The 17,049-nt window shown below is 71.6% G+C and carries 16 protein-coding genes and 1 pseudogene; 6 read left to right on the top strand and 11 right to left on the bottom strand.

The features are described from left to right. Positions 1-767: 767 nt before the first annotated feature. From pepN to ACIHCQ_RS14930, 6 genes and pseudogenes are all read right to left on the bottom strand, one after another. Positions 768-3,266 carry an aminopeptidase N gene (gene pepN / locus ACIHCQ_RS14905; protein ID WP_399661882.1) on the bottom strand — a complete coding sequence of 833 codons (2,499 nt, stop codon included), beginning with the start codon at positions 3,264-3,266 and terminating at the stop codon, positions 768-770. 114 nt (positions 3,267-3,380) lie between these two features. After that, positions 3,381-3,539, bottom strand: a complete 159-nt coding sequence (locus ACIHCQ_RS14910; RefSeq protein ID WP_399661884.1) for a hypothetical protein — start codon at positions 3,537-3,539, stop codon at positions 3,381-3,383. A 97-nt stretch (positions 3,540-3,636) separates the two neighbouring features. After that, positions 3,637-3,783: a hypothetical protein gene (locus tag ACIHCQ_RS14915; RefSeq protein WP_399662064.1), complete on the bottom strand. Its 147-nt coding sequence runs from the start codon at positions 3,781-3,783 to the stop codon at positions 3,637-3,639. A 6-nt stretch (positions 3,784-3,789) separates the two neighbouring features. Then, positions 3,790-3,927, bottom strand: a pseudogene (locus ACIHCQ_RS14920) (type II toxin-antitoxin system Phd/YefM family antitoxin); the annotation flags it as partial. Between the two features lie 74 nt (positions 3,928-4,001). Then, positions 4,002-4,316, bottom strand: coding sequence for a chorismate mutase (locus ACIHCQ_RS14925; RefSeq protein WP_399661886.1), 315 nt, complete (start codon positions 4,314-4,316; stop codon positions 4,002-4,004). Between the two features lie 100 nt (positions 4,317-4,416). Continuing rightward, the gene (locus tag ACIHCQ_RS14930; RefSeq protein ID WP_399661888.1) at positions 4,417-5,205 is read right to left on the bottom strand and encodes a S1 family peptidase; all 789 of its coding nucleotides are present in this window, start codon (positions 5,203-5,205) and stop codon (positions 4,417-4,419) included. A gap of 245 nt (positions 5,206-5,450) precedes the next feature. On the opposite strand from ACIHCQ_RS14930, the gene ACIHCQ_RS14935 reads away from it, so the two are divergent. Together ACIHCQ_RS14935 and ACIHCQ_RS14940 are read left to right on the top strand one after the other, a co-directional pair. Next, on the top strand, positions 5,451-6,395 hold the full coding sequence (locus ACIHCQ_RS14935) for a hypothetical protein (protein WP_399661890.1): 945 nt from the start codon (positions 5,451-5,453) through the stop codon (positions 6,393-6,395). A 23-nt stretch (positions 6,396-6,418) separates the two neighbouring features. Continuing rightward, on the top strand, positions 6,419-8,449 hold the full coding sequence (locus tag ACIHCQ_RS14940) for an ankyrin repeat domain-containing protein (RefSeq protein WP_399661892.1): 2,031 nt from the start codon (positions 6,419-6,421) through the stop codon (positions 8,447-8,449). A gap of 14 nt (positions 8,450-8,463) precedes the next feature. Here ACIHCQ_RS14940 and ACIHCQ_RS14945 read toward each other — a convergent pair whose 3' ends face one another. Both ACIHCQ_RS14945 and ACIHCQ_RS14950 read right to left on the bottom strand, forming a co-directional pair. Beyond that, entirely contained in the window at positions 8,464-9,366 is a 903-nt protein-coding gene (locus tag ACIHCQ_RS14945; protein WP_399661894.1) for an SDR family oxidoreductase, read from the bottom strand. A 1-nt stretch (position 9,367) separates the two neighbouring features. After that, positions 9,368-10,147, bottom strand: a complete 780-nt coding sequence (locus tag ACIHCQ_RS14950) for an SDR family oxidoreductase (protein ID WP_399661895.1) — start codon at positions 10,145-10,147, stop codon at positions 9,368-9,370. Between the two features lie 52 nt (positions 10,148-10,199). On the opposite strand from ACIHCQ_RS14950, the gene ACIHCQ_RS14955 reads away from it, so the two are divergent. Genes ACIHCQ_RS14955 through ACIHCQ_RS14970 form a run of 4 tightly spaced genes read left to right on the top strand, consistent with a single transcriptional unit; the run spans position 10,200 to position 13,640 of the window. Next, the gene (locus ACIHCQ_RS14955) at positions 10,200-10,961 is read left to right on the top strand and encodes an enoyl-CoA hydratase family protein (protein WP_399661897.1); all 762 of its coding nucleotides are present in this window, start codon (positions 10,200-10,202) and stop codon (positions 10,959-10,961) included. Positions 10,962-10,975: 14 nt separating this feature from the next. Beyond that, entirely contained in the window at positions 10,976-11,824 is an 849-nt protein-coding gene (locus ACIHCQ_RS14960; RefSeq protein ID WP_399662044.1) for a CoA transferase subunit A, read from the top strand. After that, positions 11,821-12,540 (top strand): CoA-transferase subunit beta, encoded by a 720-nt coding sequence (locus ACIHCQ_RS14965; protein WP_399661899.1) that lies wholly within the window; start codon positions 11,821-11,823, stop codon positions 12,538-12,540. Before ACIHCQ_RS14960 ends, ACIHCQ_RS14965 begins: the two co-directional genes overlap by 4 nt. Then, positions 12,540-13,640 carry an NAD(P)H-dependent flavin oxidoreductase gene (locus tag ACIHCQ_RS14970; protein WP_399662046.1) on the top strand — a complete coding sequence of 367 codons (1,101 nt, stop codon included), beginning with the start codon at positions 12,540-12,542 and terminating at the stop codon, positions 13,638-13,640. The genes ACIHCQ_RS14965 and ACIHCQ_RS14970 overlap by 1 nt, the downstream gene beginning before the upstream one ends. 112 nt (positions 13,641-13,752) lie before the next feature. Here ACIHCQ_RS14970 and ACIHCQ_RS14975 read toward each other — a convergent pair whose 3' ends face one another. From ACIHCQ_RS14975 to ACIHCQ_RS14985, 3 genes are all read right to left on the bottom strand, one after another. Continuing rightward, a complete protein-coding gene (locus ACIHCQ_RS14975) occupies positions 13,753-15,321 on the bottom strand; it encodes a DEAD/DEAH box helicase (protein ID WP_399661900.1) in 1,569 nt (522 codons plus the stop codon). 103 nt (positions 15,322-15,424) lie between these two features. After that, positions 15,425-15,628: a cold-shock protein gene (locus ACIHCQ_RS14980; protein WP_015607926.1), complete on the bottom strand. Its 204-nt coding sequence runs from the start codon at positions 15,626-15,628 to the stop codon at positions 15,425-15,427. A 256-nt stretch (positions 15,629-15,884) separates the two neighbouring features. Continuing rightward, positions 15,885-17,045, bottom strand: coding sequence for an acetyl-CoA C-acetyltransferase (locus ACIHCQ_RS14985; protein WP_399661902.1), 1,161 nt, complete (start codon positions 17,043-17,045; stop codon positions 15,885-15,887). Between the last annotated feature and the right edge of the window lie 4 nt (positions 17,046-17,049).

Here is a 17,049-nt window from a genome sequence, read left to right on the forward strand (position 1 = left end):
CGCAGAGCACAACGATCGGGGCGTGAAAGTGGTACTGGTGTGGGGGGGTGGGTGGGGGTGTTTCGGCCTGCCGCCCCGAGCCTCGGACCGCGTCGACGCGCGGGTTGGCCCCCGGCCGGGCGCGCCCCTACGGGCGTACGGGCAAAGCCTGTTGCCCGCGCGGCCCTGCTGGGCGGCGTCGACCTGCGGCTCCGCCTCCTGTGGCCACGTCCCCGCGTAAGGGCGGATTCTCCCCTCCGCGCCGACGTCGACGTCGGCCTGCCGAAGTGGTCCCCGGGGCCACGCGCCTACGGTGGCGGTCGCGCGGTACGCGGGGCCAGGGCGGCCCGCAGGGGCTGCCGCCCTTGGCCCACGTGGCCCGCCCGGCTTCGCGGCTCCGCCGTCCGCGCGGCGGCCGACAGCACTCGCCAGGTGTTCGAGGGGCTGCTCGCCACCTGGCGCGCGTAACCCGCTCGCCCCGCCGACCATCAGCCAGCCGTTCGCGGCCACGCGACCCGGCACCGGCAGCCCGAGCCGGAGGCCGACGTCCCCGCCGAGGAGGCCGTCACCCCGGTCGCCGCGCAGGCCGCCCCAGGCCGCCCCAGGCCGCGGGCGCGCGGGCCCAGGGCGACGCACAGAGGCTGCCGCCCATGGCCCGCCGGGCCCGCCGGACCCGCCGGGCCCGCCGGACCTCGCGGTACCGGCGTCCGGTGCTCGCCGCAGGCGGTGGAGGCCCTACTCGGCGGCTCCGCCGTCCGCCGCGAGGCCGGGCCCCGGCCTTCCTCGGGTCAGTCCTTGCGTACCGTCAACGCCCTGCGCAAGTCGTCCAGTTGGTCCGCGAGCTTCCTCCGCAGCGCCGGGATCATGTCCGCGTCCCGCAGGCACTCCTCCCCCAGCCGCAGCGTCTCCGCGTCCACCGCGTGGAGCGGAAACGCATAGCGCCCCGCCGCATCCGCGATGGCGGGCCCGCGGCGGGTGGCCAGGGCCACCGCTTCGGGGTAGTAGCGGGGCACGTACTCCCGTACCAGCTCCGCCTGTTCGGGCTGCCAGAAGCCCTGGGCCGTGGCCGTGAACAGGTAGTTGGAGAGGGTGTCGGTCGCGAAGAGCCGCTCCCACGCCGCCGCCTTCGCCTCCGCCGACGGCAGGGCGGCACGGCAGCGGGCCGCGCCCTCCTGGCCGGTGGCGCTCGGGTCGCGGGTCAGCTCCGCCGCGATCTCCGTGTCGTCCGTCGCGTCGAGGACCGCCAGCCGGTACAGAATCCGCCAGCGCAGTTCCGGGTCGAGCTCCGGGCCACCGGGCACCCCGCCGTCGCGCAGCCACTCCTGGAGCGTCTCCGGCTGCCCGGACGCGTCGATGAAGTGGCGTACGGCGGTCAGGCGCAGGCCCGAGCCGTTGCCGTCCTCCGTGCGGCGCAGCAGGTCTCGGCAGATGGCCCGGAGCGTGGCGAGGGCGGCGGGCCGTTCCGTAGCGGGGAGGTAGCGGTTGGCGAGCTGGGTCGCGGCGAAGGCGAGGACGCCCTGCACGACCGCGACGTCCGACTCGCGCGGGAGGTGGGCGCGCGCGGCCTCCAGGTACGCGGTGGGCGCGAGTTCCCCGTCGCGGACCATGTCGCGGGCGGCGTTCCAGACGACGGCGCGGGTCAGCGGGTCCGGGAGGCCGGAGAGTGAGCGTACGGCCGTGTCCCAGGAGGTGGCGTCCAGCCGGACCTTGGCGTAGCTGAAGTCGCCGTCGTTGAGTACGACGAGGGTGGGGCGGCGGCCCGGGTGCGTGCCGTTCTCGCTCTGCGGGAGGTCAAGTTCGAGGCGGTGGCGCAGGACGAGCCGCTCCGCGTCCAGCGGATCGGTGTCGTACGCGCCGACGGCGATGCGGTGCGGGCGGCTGCCGTCGCGCTCGACCGCCAGCGTCCAGCCGCCGCCGTCGGAGGAGGAGTCGGTGATCGCGGGGGTGAGGGTGTCGACGCCCGTCGTACGCAGCCACACCTCGGCCCATCCGTGCACGTCGCGCTCGGTGGACTGCGCGAGGGAGTCGATGAAGTCGGCGAGGGTCGCGTTGCCGAACTTGTGCCGGGCGAAGTGGGCGTTGATGCCTGCCAGGAAGTCTTTCTCGCCGAGCCAGGTGACGAGCTGGCGCAGCGCCGATGCCCCCTTGGCGTAGGAGATCCCGTCGAAGTTGAGCATCGCGGACGCGGTGTCGGGAACGGCGTCGGGGTCGGGGGCGACGGGGTGGGTCGAGGGCCGCTGGTCGGCGTCGTATCCCCAGGACTTGCGTCCGATCGCGAAGTCCACCCATGTGTCGGTGAAGCGGGTGGCTTCGGTGAGGGTCTGGTAGCCCATGTACTCGGCGAAGGACTCGTTCAGCCAGATGTCGTCCCACCATCTGAGGGTGACCAGGTCGCCGAACCACATGTGGGCCATCTCGTGCGCGATGACCATCGCGCGCGTCTGCCGCTCGGTGTCGGTGACGGCGGAGCGGTAGACGAACTCGTCGCGGAAGGTGACCAGGCCGGGGTTCTCCATCGCGCCGGCGTTGAACTCGGGTACGAAGGCCTGGTCGTACGAGTCGAAGGGGTAGGGCTCCTCGAACTTCTCGTGGTACCGGTCGTAGCACTGGCGCGTGATGTCGAGGATTTCGTCGGCGTCGGCGTCGAGGTACGGCGCGAGGGAGCGGCGGCAGTGGAGGGCGAAGGGCAGCCCGGCGTGCTCGGTGCGCACGGAGTGCCAGGGTCCGGCGGCGACGGCGACGAAGTAGGTGGCGAGGGGCGGGGTGGGGGCGCAGGTCCAGTGGCCGTCGCCGGTGTGGGTGGCGATGCCGTTGCCGAGGACGGTCCAGCTCTCGGGGGCGGTGACGTTCAGCTCGAAGACGGCCTTCAGGTCGGGCTGGTCGAAGGCGGCGAAGACGCGCTGGACGTCCTCGATGAAGAGCTGGGTATAGACGTAGACCTCGTCGTCGGTGGGGTCGGTGAAGCGGTGCATGCCCTCGCCTGTGCGGGAGTAGCGCATGGCGGCGTCGACGCGCAGCTCGTGCTCGCCGGCGCCGAGCCCGGTGAGGGCGAGCCGGTTCTCGATGAGCGCTTCGGGGTCGAGCGGCTGCCCGTCGAGGGTGATGGAGCGCAGTTCGGCGGGCTTGAGCTCGACGAAGGTGTCCCCGGCGGCGCGCGCGGCGAAGCGGATGACGGTTCGGGAGTCAAAGGTCTCGTCGCCGGTGGTGAGATCGAGGTCGATCGTGTACCGGTGGACGTCGAGGAGCTGGGCTCGGGTCTGCGCTTCGTCGCGCGTCAGTACGGGCATGGGGGCCATGCTGCCCGATGGGGCGGGTCCCGCACACGGGGTATCGGTTGCGCTGTCAGCGCACGGGGTTCTCTGCGTGCTCCGCGCGTCTCCGTGCGTACGCGGGGCTGTGAGCTATGTGCTGCCGGGGGCCGCCACTGGTAGGTCCCGTTCGGCCGCTGCGGCGGCCAAGCGCCTGTCGTACGTAACGAAGGCGGTTAGTGCCTGTTCCAGGTGTTCGGCGGAGGCGAGGTGGATCGCGTCGAGGCTGCGCAGATTTCGCTGGGGGAACATCCCGGCCGCGCGAAGGATCGGTCTTTGATGCGGATGTGGAGCAGCCGGTCGAGCATGTCCTCGGCGGCATCAGCGACCTCGGGGGCCTCCGCCGTCCTTACCAGCACGCAAAGGTGCGCAGGGCATCGGTCTCGGAGAGCCGGGACGGGTGGCCAGGGCAGTCGGGCAGCGGCTGCCAGTCACCCAGCCCGCGAGCCGACTCTGCGTGCTCCTGGTCCACACTGCCGGTACTGAGGTCATCCATGACACGCTGTTCCTGATCTGGTGGAGCGAGGACCGCGATCAACGTTCCGTTGCGAGTGATCTCCACTCGCTCCCCCGCGGCCACTCGCTCAATGAGCTCACTCGCATGCTGCTGCAGCCGGCGGATCGGCACTCTCGTTGTCATGGCACGACGTTAGGAGCGGCGTGCGTCAGCTTCCATCGACGTGCCTCCCTCTCCCCCGTACGAAGTACGCCTTCTCAGGACCGGGCGATCGTCTCGTGGTGGCGGATGACCTCGGCGATGATGAACGTCAGCAGTTTCTCCGCGAACGCCGGGTCCAGCTTGGCGCTCTCCGCCAGTTCGCGCAGCCGCTCGATCTGGCGGGACTCGCGGGCCGCGTCGGCGGGCGGCAGGTTGTGCTCGGCCTTGAGGTAGCCGACCTGCTGGGTGCACTTGAAGCGCTCGGCGAGCATGTGCACGACCGCCGCGTCGATGTTGTCGATGCTCTCGCGCAGGCGGTTCAGTTCGGCGCGTACGGTCTCGTCGATGTCCCTGGTGTCACTCGTACTCATGGCCAGCGAGCTTACGTGGCTCACGTGGGGTCCCAGCGTCCGGGAGGCCCGGTGCCGGGAAGGGGCAGGTGTCGGCCTGCCCCTCCCCTACTGCCACTCGCTAGAGAGTTGCCGCCGCGGACTTGATGGCGGAAGCGAAGGTCGAGACCTCGGTGTAGACACCGGGTGCGTTGGCCCGGGCGCAGCCGTCGCCCCAGCTGACTATGCCGACCTGGATCCACGCGTTGGCGCTGTCCCTGCGGAACATCGGACCGCCGGAGTCGCCCTGGCAGGTGTCGACGCCGCCCTGGGCGAAGCCGGCGCAGATCTCCTCGCTCGCGACGAGGCTGCTGTAATAGCCGCCGTATCCCCTGCAGGTGGTGTCGCTGATGAACGGAACGGTGGCCTTGAGGAGGTAGCGCTGCTGCGCGCCGCCCTCGCGGGCCGAACCCCACCCGGCGACGGTGAACGTGCCGCTGTCGTACGCCTTCGTGTCGGCGATCTTCAGCGTCGGGAGGTTGATCGGCGCGGCCAGCTTGATCAGCGCCCAGTCCTTGCCGGTGCCGTTGTAGCCCGGGGCCTGCAGGACCTTGGTGGACCTGACCTTGACGGCGCTGGAGCTCTGCAGGTCGACGACGCCCGCGGTCGCGGTGATGCTCGTGTTGTTGCCGGAACCGCTGACACAGTGCGCGGCCGTCAGGACGACGGTCGGGGAGTACAGCGAGCCGCCGCAGCCCATCGAGAGCCGGACCATGAAGGGGAATTCACCCTGGGCGGCGCGGGTTCCGCCGACGACGGGGGGAGCGGCGGACTCTCCGGCGAAGGCCGAGGAGGGCTGGAGGCTGACGGCCGCGAGGATGACGGCACCGGCCGCGGCACATCTCTTGAGCGCACGCAGAAGTTGCTTCAACGGACTGCCTTTCGTGGGGGGTTGAGGCGTACGCGCATGCCTGGTCCAAGCAGCCCGGCATTGGCACTGACATGAGCCCGACAAAGCGTGATCCGGATTATGGAGAGTGGATCACCCGTGTCACAAGGAGCACTTTTCGGCCATCGCCATGGCGTGGATCATGGCTGGGATTAGCCACCAGCCCGATAGATCGGATCGCCGTAGAGTTGGGTTCGGCCGACCGTCGTGCATGGGGGGTACGAGACGTGGTGGCGAAGACGAACGGCAGTGAGGTCGTACACGGCTTTCCGCACCTCGACACCGTGCGGACGGCGATCACCGCGCTCTACCGGCGCCTCTCGCGCGAGACCGTGCTCTCCTACGCCCCCAGCGTCGTGCCCGCGGATGTGGCCTTCGCCGACCAGGACGACCTGCATCTCGGGGCGCAGCGCGTCGCCCGCGCCCTGGTGCACCAGCTGCGGCTGCCGGACGCCCGGATGATCATCAGCTTCCGCGAGATGCACCATGCCGCGAGCGTGGAACTCGCCGCGGGACCCGAGTACTTCATCGAGCTCAACGACCGTTTCCGCACCCACCGCAGGGACATCGGCGCGGCTCTCGCCCACGAGATCATGCATGTGGTGCTGCACCGGCTCGACCTCTCGTTCCCCGACACCCGCGACAACGAGATCCTCACGGACACCGCGACGACGTATCTGGGGGCGGGGTGGCTGCTGCTCGACGCGTTCCGGGAGGACAGCGTCTCCAGCCAGAAGCTCGGCTATCTGACGCCGGAGGAGTTCGGTTACGTCCTCGCCAAACGGGCGATGGCCTTCGACGAGGACCCCTCGCCCTGGTTCACCAGCCCGCAGGCGTACACCGCCTACACCCGGGGCCGTGTCCAGGCGCTGCGCGACGCGCAGCGGCCGCCGCTCACCGCCGCGGGGTGGGCGGGGCGGCACCGTTACGCCAAGGACCGGCGCCATGCGCAGGCCACGGCGGTGGAGAACACGGGCCGGGCGGAGGGCGCGGGCTGGGCGGGCTCGGCCGGTTCGGTCGGCTCGGCTGTTTACGGCTTCGAACCCGGCCCGGACGGTATGCGCGTCTCCTTCGACTGCCCTACCTGCCACCAGCGCATCCGCGTTCCCGTACGCGGACGGGTACGTGCCCGCTGCGGTCTGTGCCGCACGATTCTCGAATGCGACACCTGACCGATCTTCCGTAGGCTCGAAGAATGACGAAGGAGCCGACGGAGCCTGCAGCGCCGGGCACCCGCGAGTTGTTCGAAGCGGTGTACGACGGCGAGGACGACGCTGTCGTAGGGCTGCTGAGGGCGGGAGTCCCGGCCGATACGACCGACGAGGAGGGGCAGACTCCGCTCTATCTGGCGTCGCTCGGGGACGAGGTGGGCATCGTCCGGCTGCTGCTGGCCGCAGGGGCGGCGCCCGAGCGCGCGAGCGGCCCCGAGGCCGGGGATCTGCCGCTGTGCGGGGCCGCGGTCGGCGGCCATACGGAGGTGGTACGTGCGCTGCTGGCCGCGGGCGCGCAGCCGGACCAGCCGGAGGCGTACGGCTTCACGGCGCTGCGGTGGGCGGTGACGCTGGGGCACGCGGGGACGGCGGAAGCGCTGCTGGAGTACGGGGCGGACCCCAATCTGCCGGGCTCCGGCGGCGAACAGCCGTTGGTGCTGGCCGCCCGCCGCGGCTCCCCGTCGACCGTACGGGCGCTGCTGCGGCACGGCGCCCGCGCGAAGGAGGCGGCGCTGGAGGAGGCGCGGCAGTGGCTCGTACGGGATGTGGAGCGGGAACTGCGTGAGGGGCTGCTGCGGGCGTTCGGGGAGGAGGCCGAGGGGGACGAGAGCCATGGTCCGTACGAGGTGGTGACCCGGCGGGTCGAGGAGGACGGCGGCGTGACGGTAACCGTCGACCTGCTGCGGGACGGCAGGCCCCTGGCGGGCAACGAGCAGCAGACGGGCCACGCGGCGATCGCGACACTGCTGGAGGGGGAGCTGGGCATCCGGACGCCGTACGAGGAGCTGGCTGAGCGGGCGCTGCGGTGCGGGGACCCGGAGAAGGACGACTGGATCGAGTCGGTGCTGGCGCTGTGGGGCCGGGGCGACGAGGAGACGTTCGAGGCGGCGGCGGAGTGTTGCGCGAGCGGAGACCCGCTACGGCAGGCGTTCGCGGCGGAGGTGCTGGCGCAGCTGGGTTTCGAGAGCCCGCGGGGAGAGGGAGAGCGGGAGGGGGAGGAACGGGGAGCGGAGGAGGCCCGGAATATCCCGGAGGCCCAGGAAGCCGGGGGGACCCGGGAGGCCCCGGCCGCCCCGGAAGCCGGACCCGAGGACACCGAGAAGGCTCGGGCAGCAGCAGAAACCGACAGGGCCCAGGGGACCCGAGTCGGCCCGAAGACCGGAGAGGCCCCAACCACCCCCGAACCCGGACCCGAACCCGCCGCCCGGGAAGCCAGGAGGATCGCAGAGACCGCGGAAACCGCCGCGCCCCGGGAGGTCCGGGAAGCCGAGAAGACTCGGGCAGCAACAGAAACCGACAGGGCCCAGGGGACCCGAGTCGGCCCGAAACCCGGAAAGGCCCCAGCCACCCCCGAACCCGAACCCGGACCCGCCGCCCGGGAAGCGGAAACCGCCCCCGAAGCCGGGCCCACCGGCCCCGTAACCGAAGAGACCCGGGCCCGCCCGGAAACCGGAATCGGTCTGCGGCGGCCCTTTGCCGCGCGGGCGGTGCCCCTGTTGCGGGAGCTGTCCCGAGGGGCCCGCGAGCCCGCGCTCATCCAGGCCGTCGTACTCGCGCTCGGCCAGTACGGGGATCCCGCCGCGCTCCCCGAGATACTGCGGCACGCCCGGCATCCCGTCGCCGAGGTCCGCAGTCAAGTCGCCTTGTCCCTCTTCGGGCTCGTGCCGGGGGACCACGCGGAGGGCATCGATACCCTCATCGCGCTGACCCGGGACTCGAACCCGCACGTCAGGGACTGGGCGACCACAGCCCTGGCGGAAGTGGACGCCGATACCGACCGGATTCGGGAGGCGCTCGCCGCGCGGATCTGTGATCTGGACGCGGACACCGCCGCGGAGGCGGCCAGAGGCCTGGCTGTACGCCAGGACCCGCGCGCGGGCCCGGCTCTGGCGCGGATACTCGCGAGGGAGGCCACGGAGGGATACGCCCGCGACATCGCCACGGACGCCGTCCGCCACGTCCAGGACGAACGCCTCAGGCGCCGACTGGAGTCGGTCTCCCCGCACCGTCCCTGACGCCCACCCCTCGGTCAGTCCCTGACCACGCCGCTCCTCACCGCGCCGTACACACGCCCCGGCGGCTCCGCCTCCGCCAGCAGCCCCCGCGCCGCCGCCCCCGCCTCCGACGGCGTCCAGCGCGCCCCCTTGTCCGCCGTCGGCCCCGGCCGCCAGCCCTCCATGACCGTGATACGGCCCGCCTCCGCCTCGAAGACCCGGCCGGTCACCCCCGTACTCGCCGCCGAACCGAGCCAGACGACCAGCGGCGACACATCCTCCGGCAGCGCGGACAGACCGGAGAAGGCATCCTCGGTCATACGCGTACGAGCTGCCGGCGCGATCGCGTTGACCTGAACGCCGTACCGGCCCAGCTCCGCCGCCGCGACCAGCGTCAGGCCGACGATCCCCGCCTTCGCGGCCGCGTAGTTGCCCTGCCCGACGCTGCCCAGCAGCCCCGCCCCGGACGTGGTGTTGACGACCCGGGCCACCACCGGCCGCCCTTCCCTCGACTCCGCCCGCCAGTGCGCCGCCGCATGCTTCAGCGGCAGGAAGTGCCCCTTCACATGCACCCGCAGCACCGCGTCCCAGTCGTCCTCGGCGAGGTTGACGAGCATCCGGTCGCGCAGGAAGCCCGCGTTGTTGACGAGGGTGTCGAGGCGGCCGTACGTCTCCAGTGCGGTGGTGACCAGGGACGCGGCGCCCTCCGTGGACGCGATGTCGCCGCCGTGCGCCACCGCCTCACCGCCCGCCGCCCGGATCTCCTCGACGACCCGTTGCGCGGGGTCGCCCGATCCGCCCGCGCCGTCCAGCCCGACACCCAGGTCGTTGACGACGACCCGCGCCCCTTCTGCGGCGAAGGCGAGGGCGTGGGCGCGCCCCAGGCCGCGCCCGGCGCCGGTCACGATCACCACACGCCCGTGACACATCGCGGTCATCTCATGCCTCCCTATTGACGTTGGCGTTGACGTTGGCGTTGACGTTGGCGGCGTCCAGGAACGCGGGGCGCTCCCCGCCCCCGTGCACCAGCAGCGACGCCCCGCTCACATACGCCGCCCGCTCCGACGCCAGGAACACCGCCGCGTCCCCGACCTCCGAGGGTTCGGCGAGCCGCCCCAGCGGCACCGTGCGGCCGACCGCCGCGATGCCCTCCTCGTCGCCGTAGTGGACGTGGGACAGCTCGGTGCGGACCATGCCGAGAACGAGCGTGTTCACCCGTACGTGAGGAGCCCACTCCACAGCCATGGAGCGGGCCAGGTTCTCCAGGCCCGCCTTGGCCGCTCCGTACGCCGCCGTCCCCGGCGAAGGACGGCCGCCGCTGACGCTGCCGATCATCACGATCGAGCCGCCACCGGCCGCCCTGAGGTGTTCGTACGCCGCGAGCGAGGCGGTCAGCGGCGCGGTGAGATTGAGCTCGATCACGCGGGCGTGCCGGGCCGGTGCCCCCTCCCCCAGCAGTCGGTACGGCGTGCCGCCCGCGTTGTTGACCAGGGTGTCCAGCTGGCCGTACCGCGCCGCGACCCCGTCGAAGAACTCCCCCACGGCGTCCGGTTCGCGCAGGTCAAGTGGTACGAACTCGGCTCCGGGGATCCGGACGTCGGGCGGCCGTCGCGCGCAGATCACCACTTTCGCGCCCGCTCGCAGAAACGCCCACGCGATGCCCGCGCCCACGCCCCGCGTGCCGCCGGTGACGACGACGACCCTCCCGTCCAGCTCCATCGGCTGCTACCTTCCCTAACAAACGTTTGGTGGAAAGGTAGCTGATCCGCTCATGGGTGTCTCGGGTGTCTTCACATCAAGCCCGGAGAACGGCGTCCGCGCCGTCACGGTCGACTTCCCGCCCGTCAACGCCCTCCCGGTGCAGGGCTGGTACGACCTCGCCGACGCCGTGCGCGCGGCGGGCCGGGATCCGGAGATCCGGTGTGTCGTCCTGGCCGCCGCGGGCCGTGGTTTCAACGCGGGCGTGGACATCAAGGAGCTCCAGCGCGACACTGGGCACAGCAGGCTCATCGGGGCGAACCGTGGCTGCTACGAGGCCTTCGCCGCCGTATACGAGTGCGAGGTGCCCGTCGTCGCCGCGGTGCACGGCTACTGCCTGGGCGGCGGCATCGGCCTCGTCGGCAACGCGGACGTCATCGTCGCCTCCGACGACGCCACCTTCGGGCTGCCCGAGCTCGACCGGGGCGCGCTCGGCGCGGCCACACATCTCGCCCGCCTGGTCCCCCAGCATCTGATGCGCGCTCTCTACTACACCTCACGCACCGCGACCGCGCGGGAGCTGCATGCCCACGGCTCGGTCTGGAAGGTCGTCCCGCGCGCCGAACTGGCTGCCGCGTCGGTGGAGTTGGCGCGGGAGATCGCCCGTAAGGACGGCGGTCTCATCCGGCTGGCCAAGGCGGCCATCAACGGCATCGACCCCGTCGACGTACGCCGCAGCTACCGCTTCGAGCAGGGCTTCACCTTCGAGGCCAACCTCAGCGGGGTCGCCGACCGCGTCCGCGACACCTTTGGTAAGGAGAGCCCACAGCCGTGACGACCGACAAGACCATGACGCCCGAGGACGTCGTCTCCCGGCTCCGCAGCGGGATGACGATCGGCATCGGCGGCTGGGGCTCGCGCCGCAAGCCGATGGCGCTCGTGCGGGCACTGCTCCGTAGCGAGATCACCGATCTCACCGTCGTCTCGTACGGCGGCCCCGACGTCGGCCTCCTCGCCGCCGCCGGCCGGATCCGCCGCCTTGTCACCGCCTTCGTCACCCTGGACTCGATCCCCCTCGAACCGCACTTCCGCGCCGCCCGCGAGCGCGGCGGCTTCGCGCTGACCGAGCTGGACGAGGCGATGTTCATGTGGGGCCTGCACGCCGCCGCCAACCGGCTGCCGTTCCTGCCCGTCCGCGCGGGCATCGGGTCCGATGTGATGCGGGTCAACCCGTGGCTGCGTACGGTGACTTCGCCCTACGGAGATGAGGAGGAGTTCGTCGCCGCACCGGCCCTGCGGCTGGACGCCGCGCTGGTCCACCTCAACCGCGCGGACCGCCTCGGCAACGGCCAGTACCTGGGCCCGGACCCGTACTTCGACGACCTCTTCTGCGAGGCGGCGGGTGCCGCGTACGTCTCCTGCGAGCAGCTTGTCGAGACGGCCGAGCTGACGAAGGACGCGGCACCGCAGACCCTCCTCGTCAGCCGCCACTCCGTGACCGGCGTGACCGAGACGCCGAACGGCGCGCACTTCACGTCCTGCGCCCCCGACTACGGCCGCGACGAGGCGTTCCAGCGGCTGTACGCGACCACTCCCTGGCCCGAGTTCGCGGGGCGTTTCCTGGCCGGTGGCTCCGAGCACGACTACCAGTCCGCCGTCGCGGCATGGCACAGGGACAAGGACAAGGAGCAGGGATGACGGTCAGCCGTTCCGAGTACTGCGTCGTCGCGTGCGCCGAGGCGTGGCGCGGCAACGGTGAGGTGCTGGCCAGCCCGATGGGCGGCCTGATCCCTGCCTTCGGGGCGCGGCTCGCCAAGCGCACCTTCTCGCCCGAGCTGCTGCTGACGGACGGCGAGGCGATGCTGGTCGGCCTCGACGGCACGGTGGAGGGCTGGCTGCCGTACCGCCGTCATCTGACGATGGTCACGGGCGGACGCCGCCACGTGATGATGGGCGCGAGCCAGCTCGACCGCTACGGCAACCAGAACATCTCCTGTGTCGGAGACTGGGAGCGGCCCGCCCGCCAGCTCCTCGGCGTACGCGGCGCGCCCGTCAATACGCTGAACAATCCGGTCAGTTACTGGGTGCCCAGGCACTCCACCCGGGTCTTCGTGGCGCGCGTCGACATGGTGTGCGGCGTGGGGTACGACCGTGCGGCCGGGGCGCGTTACCACCGGATCCCCCGGGTCGTATCGGATCTGGGCGTCTTCGATTTCGAGACCGATGACCGGTCGATGCGGCTTGCTTCCCTGCATCCCGGGGTGACTCTCGACCAGGTCAGGGACGCGACCGGTTTCGCGCTGACGATCCCGGCGGATGTTCCGTACACGCGAGAGCCGACCACTGCCGAGCTGCGCCTCATCCGCGAAGTGATCGACCCGGACAGTCGGCGTGAGCGCGAGGTCAGGTCGTGATCGAGACCGCGCTCACCGCGCTCGTCGGCGTACGGCATCCGATCGTCCAGACCGGCATGGGGTGGGTCGCCGGGCCCCGGCTGGTCTCCGCCTCCGCCAACGCCGGAGCCCTGGGCATCCTCGCCTCGGCGACCATGACCACCGAGCAGTTGCGCGACGCCGTCCGCGAGGTCCGTTCGCGTACGGACGCGCCGTTCGGGGTCAACCTCCGCGCCGACGCCGGGGATGCGCGGGAGCGGGTCCGCATCATCGTGGAGGAGGGCGTGAAGGTCGCGTCCTTCGCGCTCGCGCCCTCGCGTGAACTGATCGCCGAGCTCAAGGACGCCGGCGTGGTCGTGATCCCCTCCGTGGGGGCGCGGCGGCATGCGGAGAAGGTCGCCGCGTGGGGCGCGGACGCGGTCCTCGTCCAGGGCGGCGAGGGCGGCGGCCACACCGGCGAGGTGGCCACGACGGTGCTGCTCCCGCAGGTGGTGGACGCGGTGGACATCCCGGTGATCGCGGCGGGCGGCTTCCACGACGGGCGCGGTCTGGTGGCGGCGCTGGCGTACGGGGCGGCGGGCATCGCGATGGGGACGCGGTTCCTGCTGACGTCGGACTCGACGGTGCCGGACGCGGTCAAGGCGGCGTATCTGGCGGCTTCCGTGAAGGATGTCACGGTGACCACGGCGGTCGACGGGCTGCCGCACCGGATGCTCCGTACGGACCTGGTCGCCGCGCTGGAGCGGGCGGGCCGGGCGCGGGCACTGGGGCAGGCGGTGCGCCGGGCGGCGGGCTTCCGGAAGGTGTCCGGGTTGTCGTGGTCGCGGATGATCCGTGATGGTCTGGCGATGCGGCGCAGCCGGGGGGTGAGTCGGGAGCTGAGCTGGAGCCAGGTGCTGCTGGCCGCGAATACGCCGATGTTGTTGCGGGCGGCGATGGTGGAGGGGCGTACGGATGTGGGGGTGATGGCGGCGGGGCAGGTGGCGGGGGTGATCGATGACCTGCCGAGCTGCGAGGAGCTGGTGGGGAGGGTGATGAGGGAGGCGGGGGTGGTACTGGGCGGCTTGCCCGGTGTGGGTTCGCCTGCGGCGGGCCTTTCCCCACCCCGCCCCATCCCGTAACTGGGGGCTCCGCCCCCAAACCCCCGGTCCTCAATCGCCGGACGGGCTCTAAAGAGCCCCGCCGGCGATTGAGGCGCGGGGTTCGGGGCAGCGCCCCGACAAGGGCCCGGGCCTACGCCGCCGCTCGGCGACCGCCTCCGCCGCCCCGGCGACCACGGCTGGTCCCGCCGGCGCCGGCACCCGCGCCGCCGCCCGCGGCAGAACGTCCACCCTGGACACCCTGACCGCCCCCACGCCCCGCCCCGCGGGACCCGCTCCGCTGCGCGGGCACCTGCGCCCGACGCCTCTGCGGCTGCTGCGCAACCACCACCGGCACCTCGATCACGATCGGGATACCCGACGGCTCCCGCGCCCCCGTGATCCGGCTCAGTTCCTCGTCGCTGGACTTCACCCGCGCCGTGTGCGGGTTGATCCCCGCGTCCGCCATCAGCCGCGTCATCTCGCGCCGCTGTTCCGGCAGCACCAGCGTCACGACACTGCCGGACTCGCCCGCACGCGCGGTGCGGCCACCCCTGTGCAGGTAGTCCTTGTGGTCGACGGGCGGGTCGACGTTCACCACCAGGTCGAGGTCATCGACATGGATGCCGCGCGCCGCCACATTCGTCGCGACGAGGACGGTGACCTCGCCCGTCTTGAACTGGTCGAGCGTCCGGTTGCGCTGCGGCTGCGAACGGCCGCCGTGCAGCGCGGACGCCCGTACTCCGCTCGCCAGCAGCCGCTTGGCAAAGCGGTCCGCGCCACGCTTGGTGTCCACGAACATGATCACCCGGCCCTCGCGGGCCGCGATACGCGTCGCCACGGCCTTCTTGTCGGTCTCGTCCATGACGTGGAGCACGTGGTGCTCCATCGTCGTGACGGCACCCGCCGACGGGTCGACGGAGTGCACGACCGGGTCGTTCAGGAACATCTTCACGAGCCGGTCGATGTTCTTGTCCAGCGTCGCCGAGAACAGCATCCGCTGACCGTCCGCCTCGACCTGCTTCAGCAAGGCGGTCACCTGCGGCATAAAGCCCATGTCGGCCATCTGGTCGGCCTCGTCCAGCACGGTGATCGCCACCCGGTCGAGCGAGCAGTCGCCGCGCTCGATCAGGTCCTTCAGCCGCCCGGGCGTCGCGACGACCACCTCGGCGCCGCGCCGCAGCGCGCCCGCCTGCTTGGAGATCGACATTCCGCCGACGACCGTGGTCATCCGCAGCTGGACAGACGTCGCGTACGGCGAGAGCGCGTCCGTGACCTGCTGCGCCAGCTCACGCGTCGGTACGAGTACGAGCGCGAGCGGCGCGCGCGACTCGGCCCGCCGGCCCGCCGTACGGGCGAGCAGCGCCAGCCCGAAGGCGAGGGTCTTGCCCGAGCCGGTGCGCCCGCGGCCGAGGATGTCGCGGCCCGCGAGACAGTTCGGCAGGGTGGCGGCCTGGATCGGGAAGGGCTCGGTCACGCCCTGGGCCACGAGGGTCTTCAGCAGCGCGGCGGGCATGTCCAGCTCGTCGAACGCCTCGACGGCAGGCAGCGCGGGAACGATGGATTCCGGCAGGGTGAATTCCTGCGGGGGCGCCGCCTTGCGGGCGGGTGCCTTGCCGGATCCGGATCCTGATCCCCTGGCGGGGCCCTGGGCGCGGGAGGTGACCGGGCGCTTTCGGGTCGTCGGGCGGTCCTGGCGAGCCGGGCGTTCGGAGCGAGTCATGCGGGTATTGCCCTCCTGGGCATGTGAGACATGAGACAGCACAAGCCGGGACCCGCACCTTGACGGTGCGGGCCCCGGCTGCGAGGTTCGCGTGCCAGCCTAATTAGGCGGGGACGATGTTCTCCGCCTGCGGGCCCTTCTGGCCCTGCGTGACGTCGAAGGAAACCTTCTGGCCCTCCTGGAGCTCGCGGAAGCCCTGGGTGGCGATGTTCGAGTAGTGAGCGAAGACGTCGGCGCCGCCGCCGTCCTGCTCAATGAAGCCGAAGCCCTTTTCCGAGTTGAACCACTTCACGGTTCCAGTAGCCATGTCATTCTCCTAAAACAGGGGCAAGCGAAAACTCGCACTTCGCGAATTTCCCGTTGTTGTTATTGAGCCCCATCCGGAGAAGCCGGAAACAAAATGTGCGCCTGAGGAAGCATTCCCGTCAGGCGCACACAAAGTTCATGGGTACCAAAACTGCAACTCCTTCACCGTAGCACGCCCGAGCCGGTGACGGTGGTCGCCTGGGTCACACGGGCGCGGCGTGTCTCCCCGCAGCACGCCCCAGCACGCCCCAGCACGGTCAGAGCAGCCGCTCGATGATCGTCACGTTCGCCTGCCCGCCGCCCTCGCACATCGTCTGCAGCCCGTAGCGGCCTCCCGTGCGCTCCAGCTCGTGCAGCAGCGTCGTCATCAGCTTCACGCCCGTCGCGCCCAGCGGGTGCCCCAGCGCGATCGCGCCACCGTTGACGTTGACCTTGTCCGGATCCGCCCCCGTCTCCTTCAGCCACGCCAGTACCACCGGCGCGAAGGCCTCGTTGATCTCGACCAGGTCGATGTCCGCGATCGACATGCCCGTCTTCTTCAGCGCGTACGCCGTCGCCGGGATCGGGGCCGTCAGCATCCGGATCGGGTCCTCACCCCGTACGGACAGGTGATGGATCCGGGCCCGCGGGGTCAGCCCGTGCTCGGCGACCGCCCGCTCGCTCGCGATCAGCATCGCCGCCGCGCCGTCCGAGACCTGCGACGAGCACGCGGCGGTGATCGTGCCGCCCTCCAGGACCGGCTTCAGCGCCGCCATCTTCTCCAGGGTGGTGTCGCGGCGCGGGCCCTCGTCCACCCGTACCTCCCCGTACGCCACGATTTCCCGCTCGAAGCGGCCCTCGTCGATCGCGCGGACCGCCCGCCGGTGGGAGGTGAGCGCGAACTCCTCCATGTCGCGCCGCGAGATCCCCCACTTCTCGGCAATCAGCTGCGCGCCGTGGAACTGGTTGACCGGCCTGCCCCCGTATCTGGCCTGCCAGCCCTCGCTGCCCGCGAACGGCCCCTCGGTCAGCCCCAGCGGCACGGTCGCCTGCCGGGACGCGTACGCGATCGGGATCTGCGTCATGTTCTGTACGCCACCGGCCACGACCAGGTCCTGCGTCCCGGAGAGCACCCCCTGCGCCGCGAAGTGCACCGCCTGCTGCGAGGACCCGCACTGCCGGTCGACGGTCACGCCCGGCACCTCCTCGGGCAGCCCGGCCGCCAGCCAGCTCGTACGCGCTATGTCACCGGCCTGCGGCCCCACCGTGTCGAGGCAGCCGAAGACGACGTCCTCGACCGCCGCGGGGTCCACGCCGGTCCGCGCCACCAGGGCCCCCAGCACATGCGCGCCCAGGTCGGCGGGGTGGACCGCGGCGAGACCTCCCTTGCGCCTGCCCACCGGCGTCCGTACCGCTTCCACGATGTAGGCCTCGGCCATGATC

The sequence above is a fragment of the Streptomyces sp. NPDC052236 genome, assembly GCF_044548015.1.
Classification (GTDB): Bacteria; Actinomycetota; Actinomycetes; order Streptomycetales; family Streptomycetaceae; genus Streptomyces.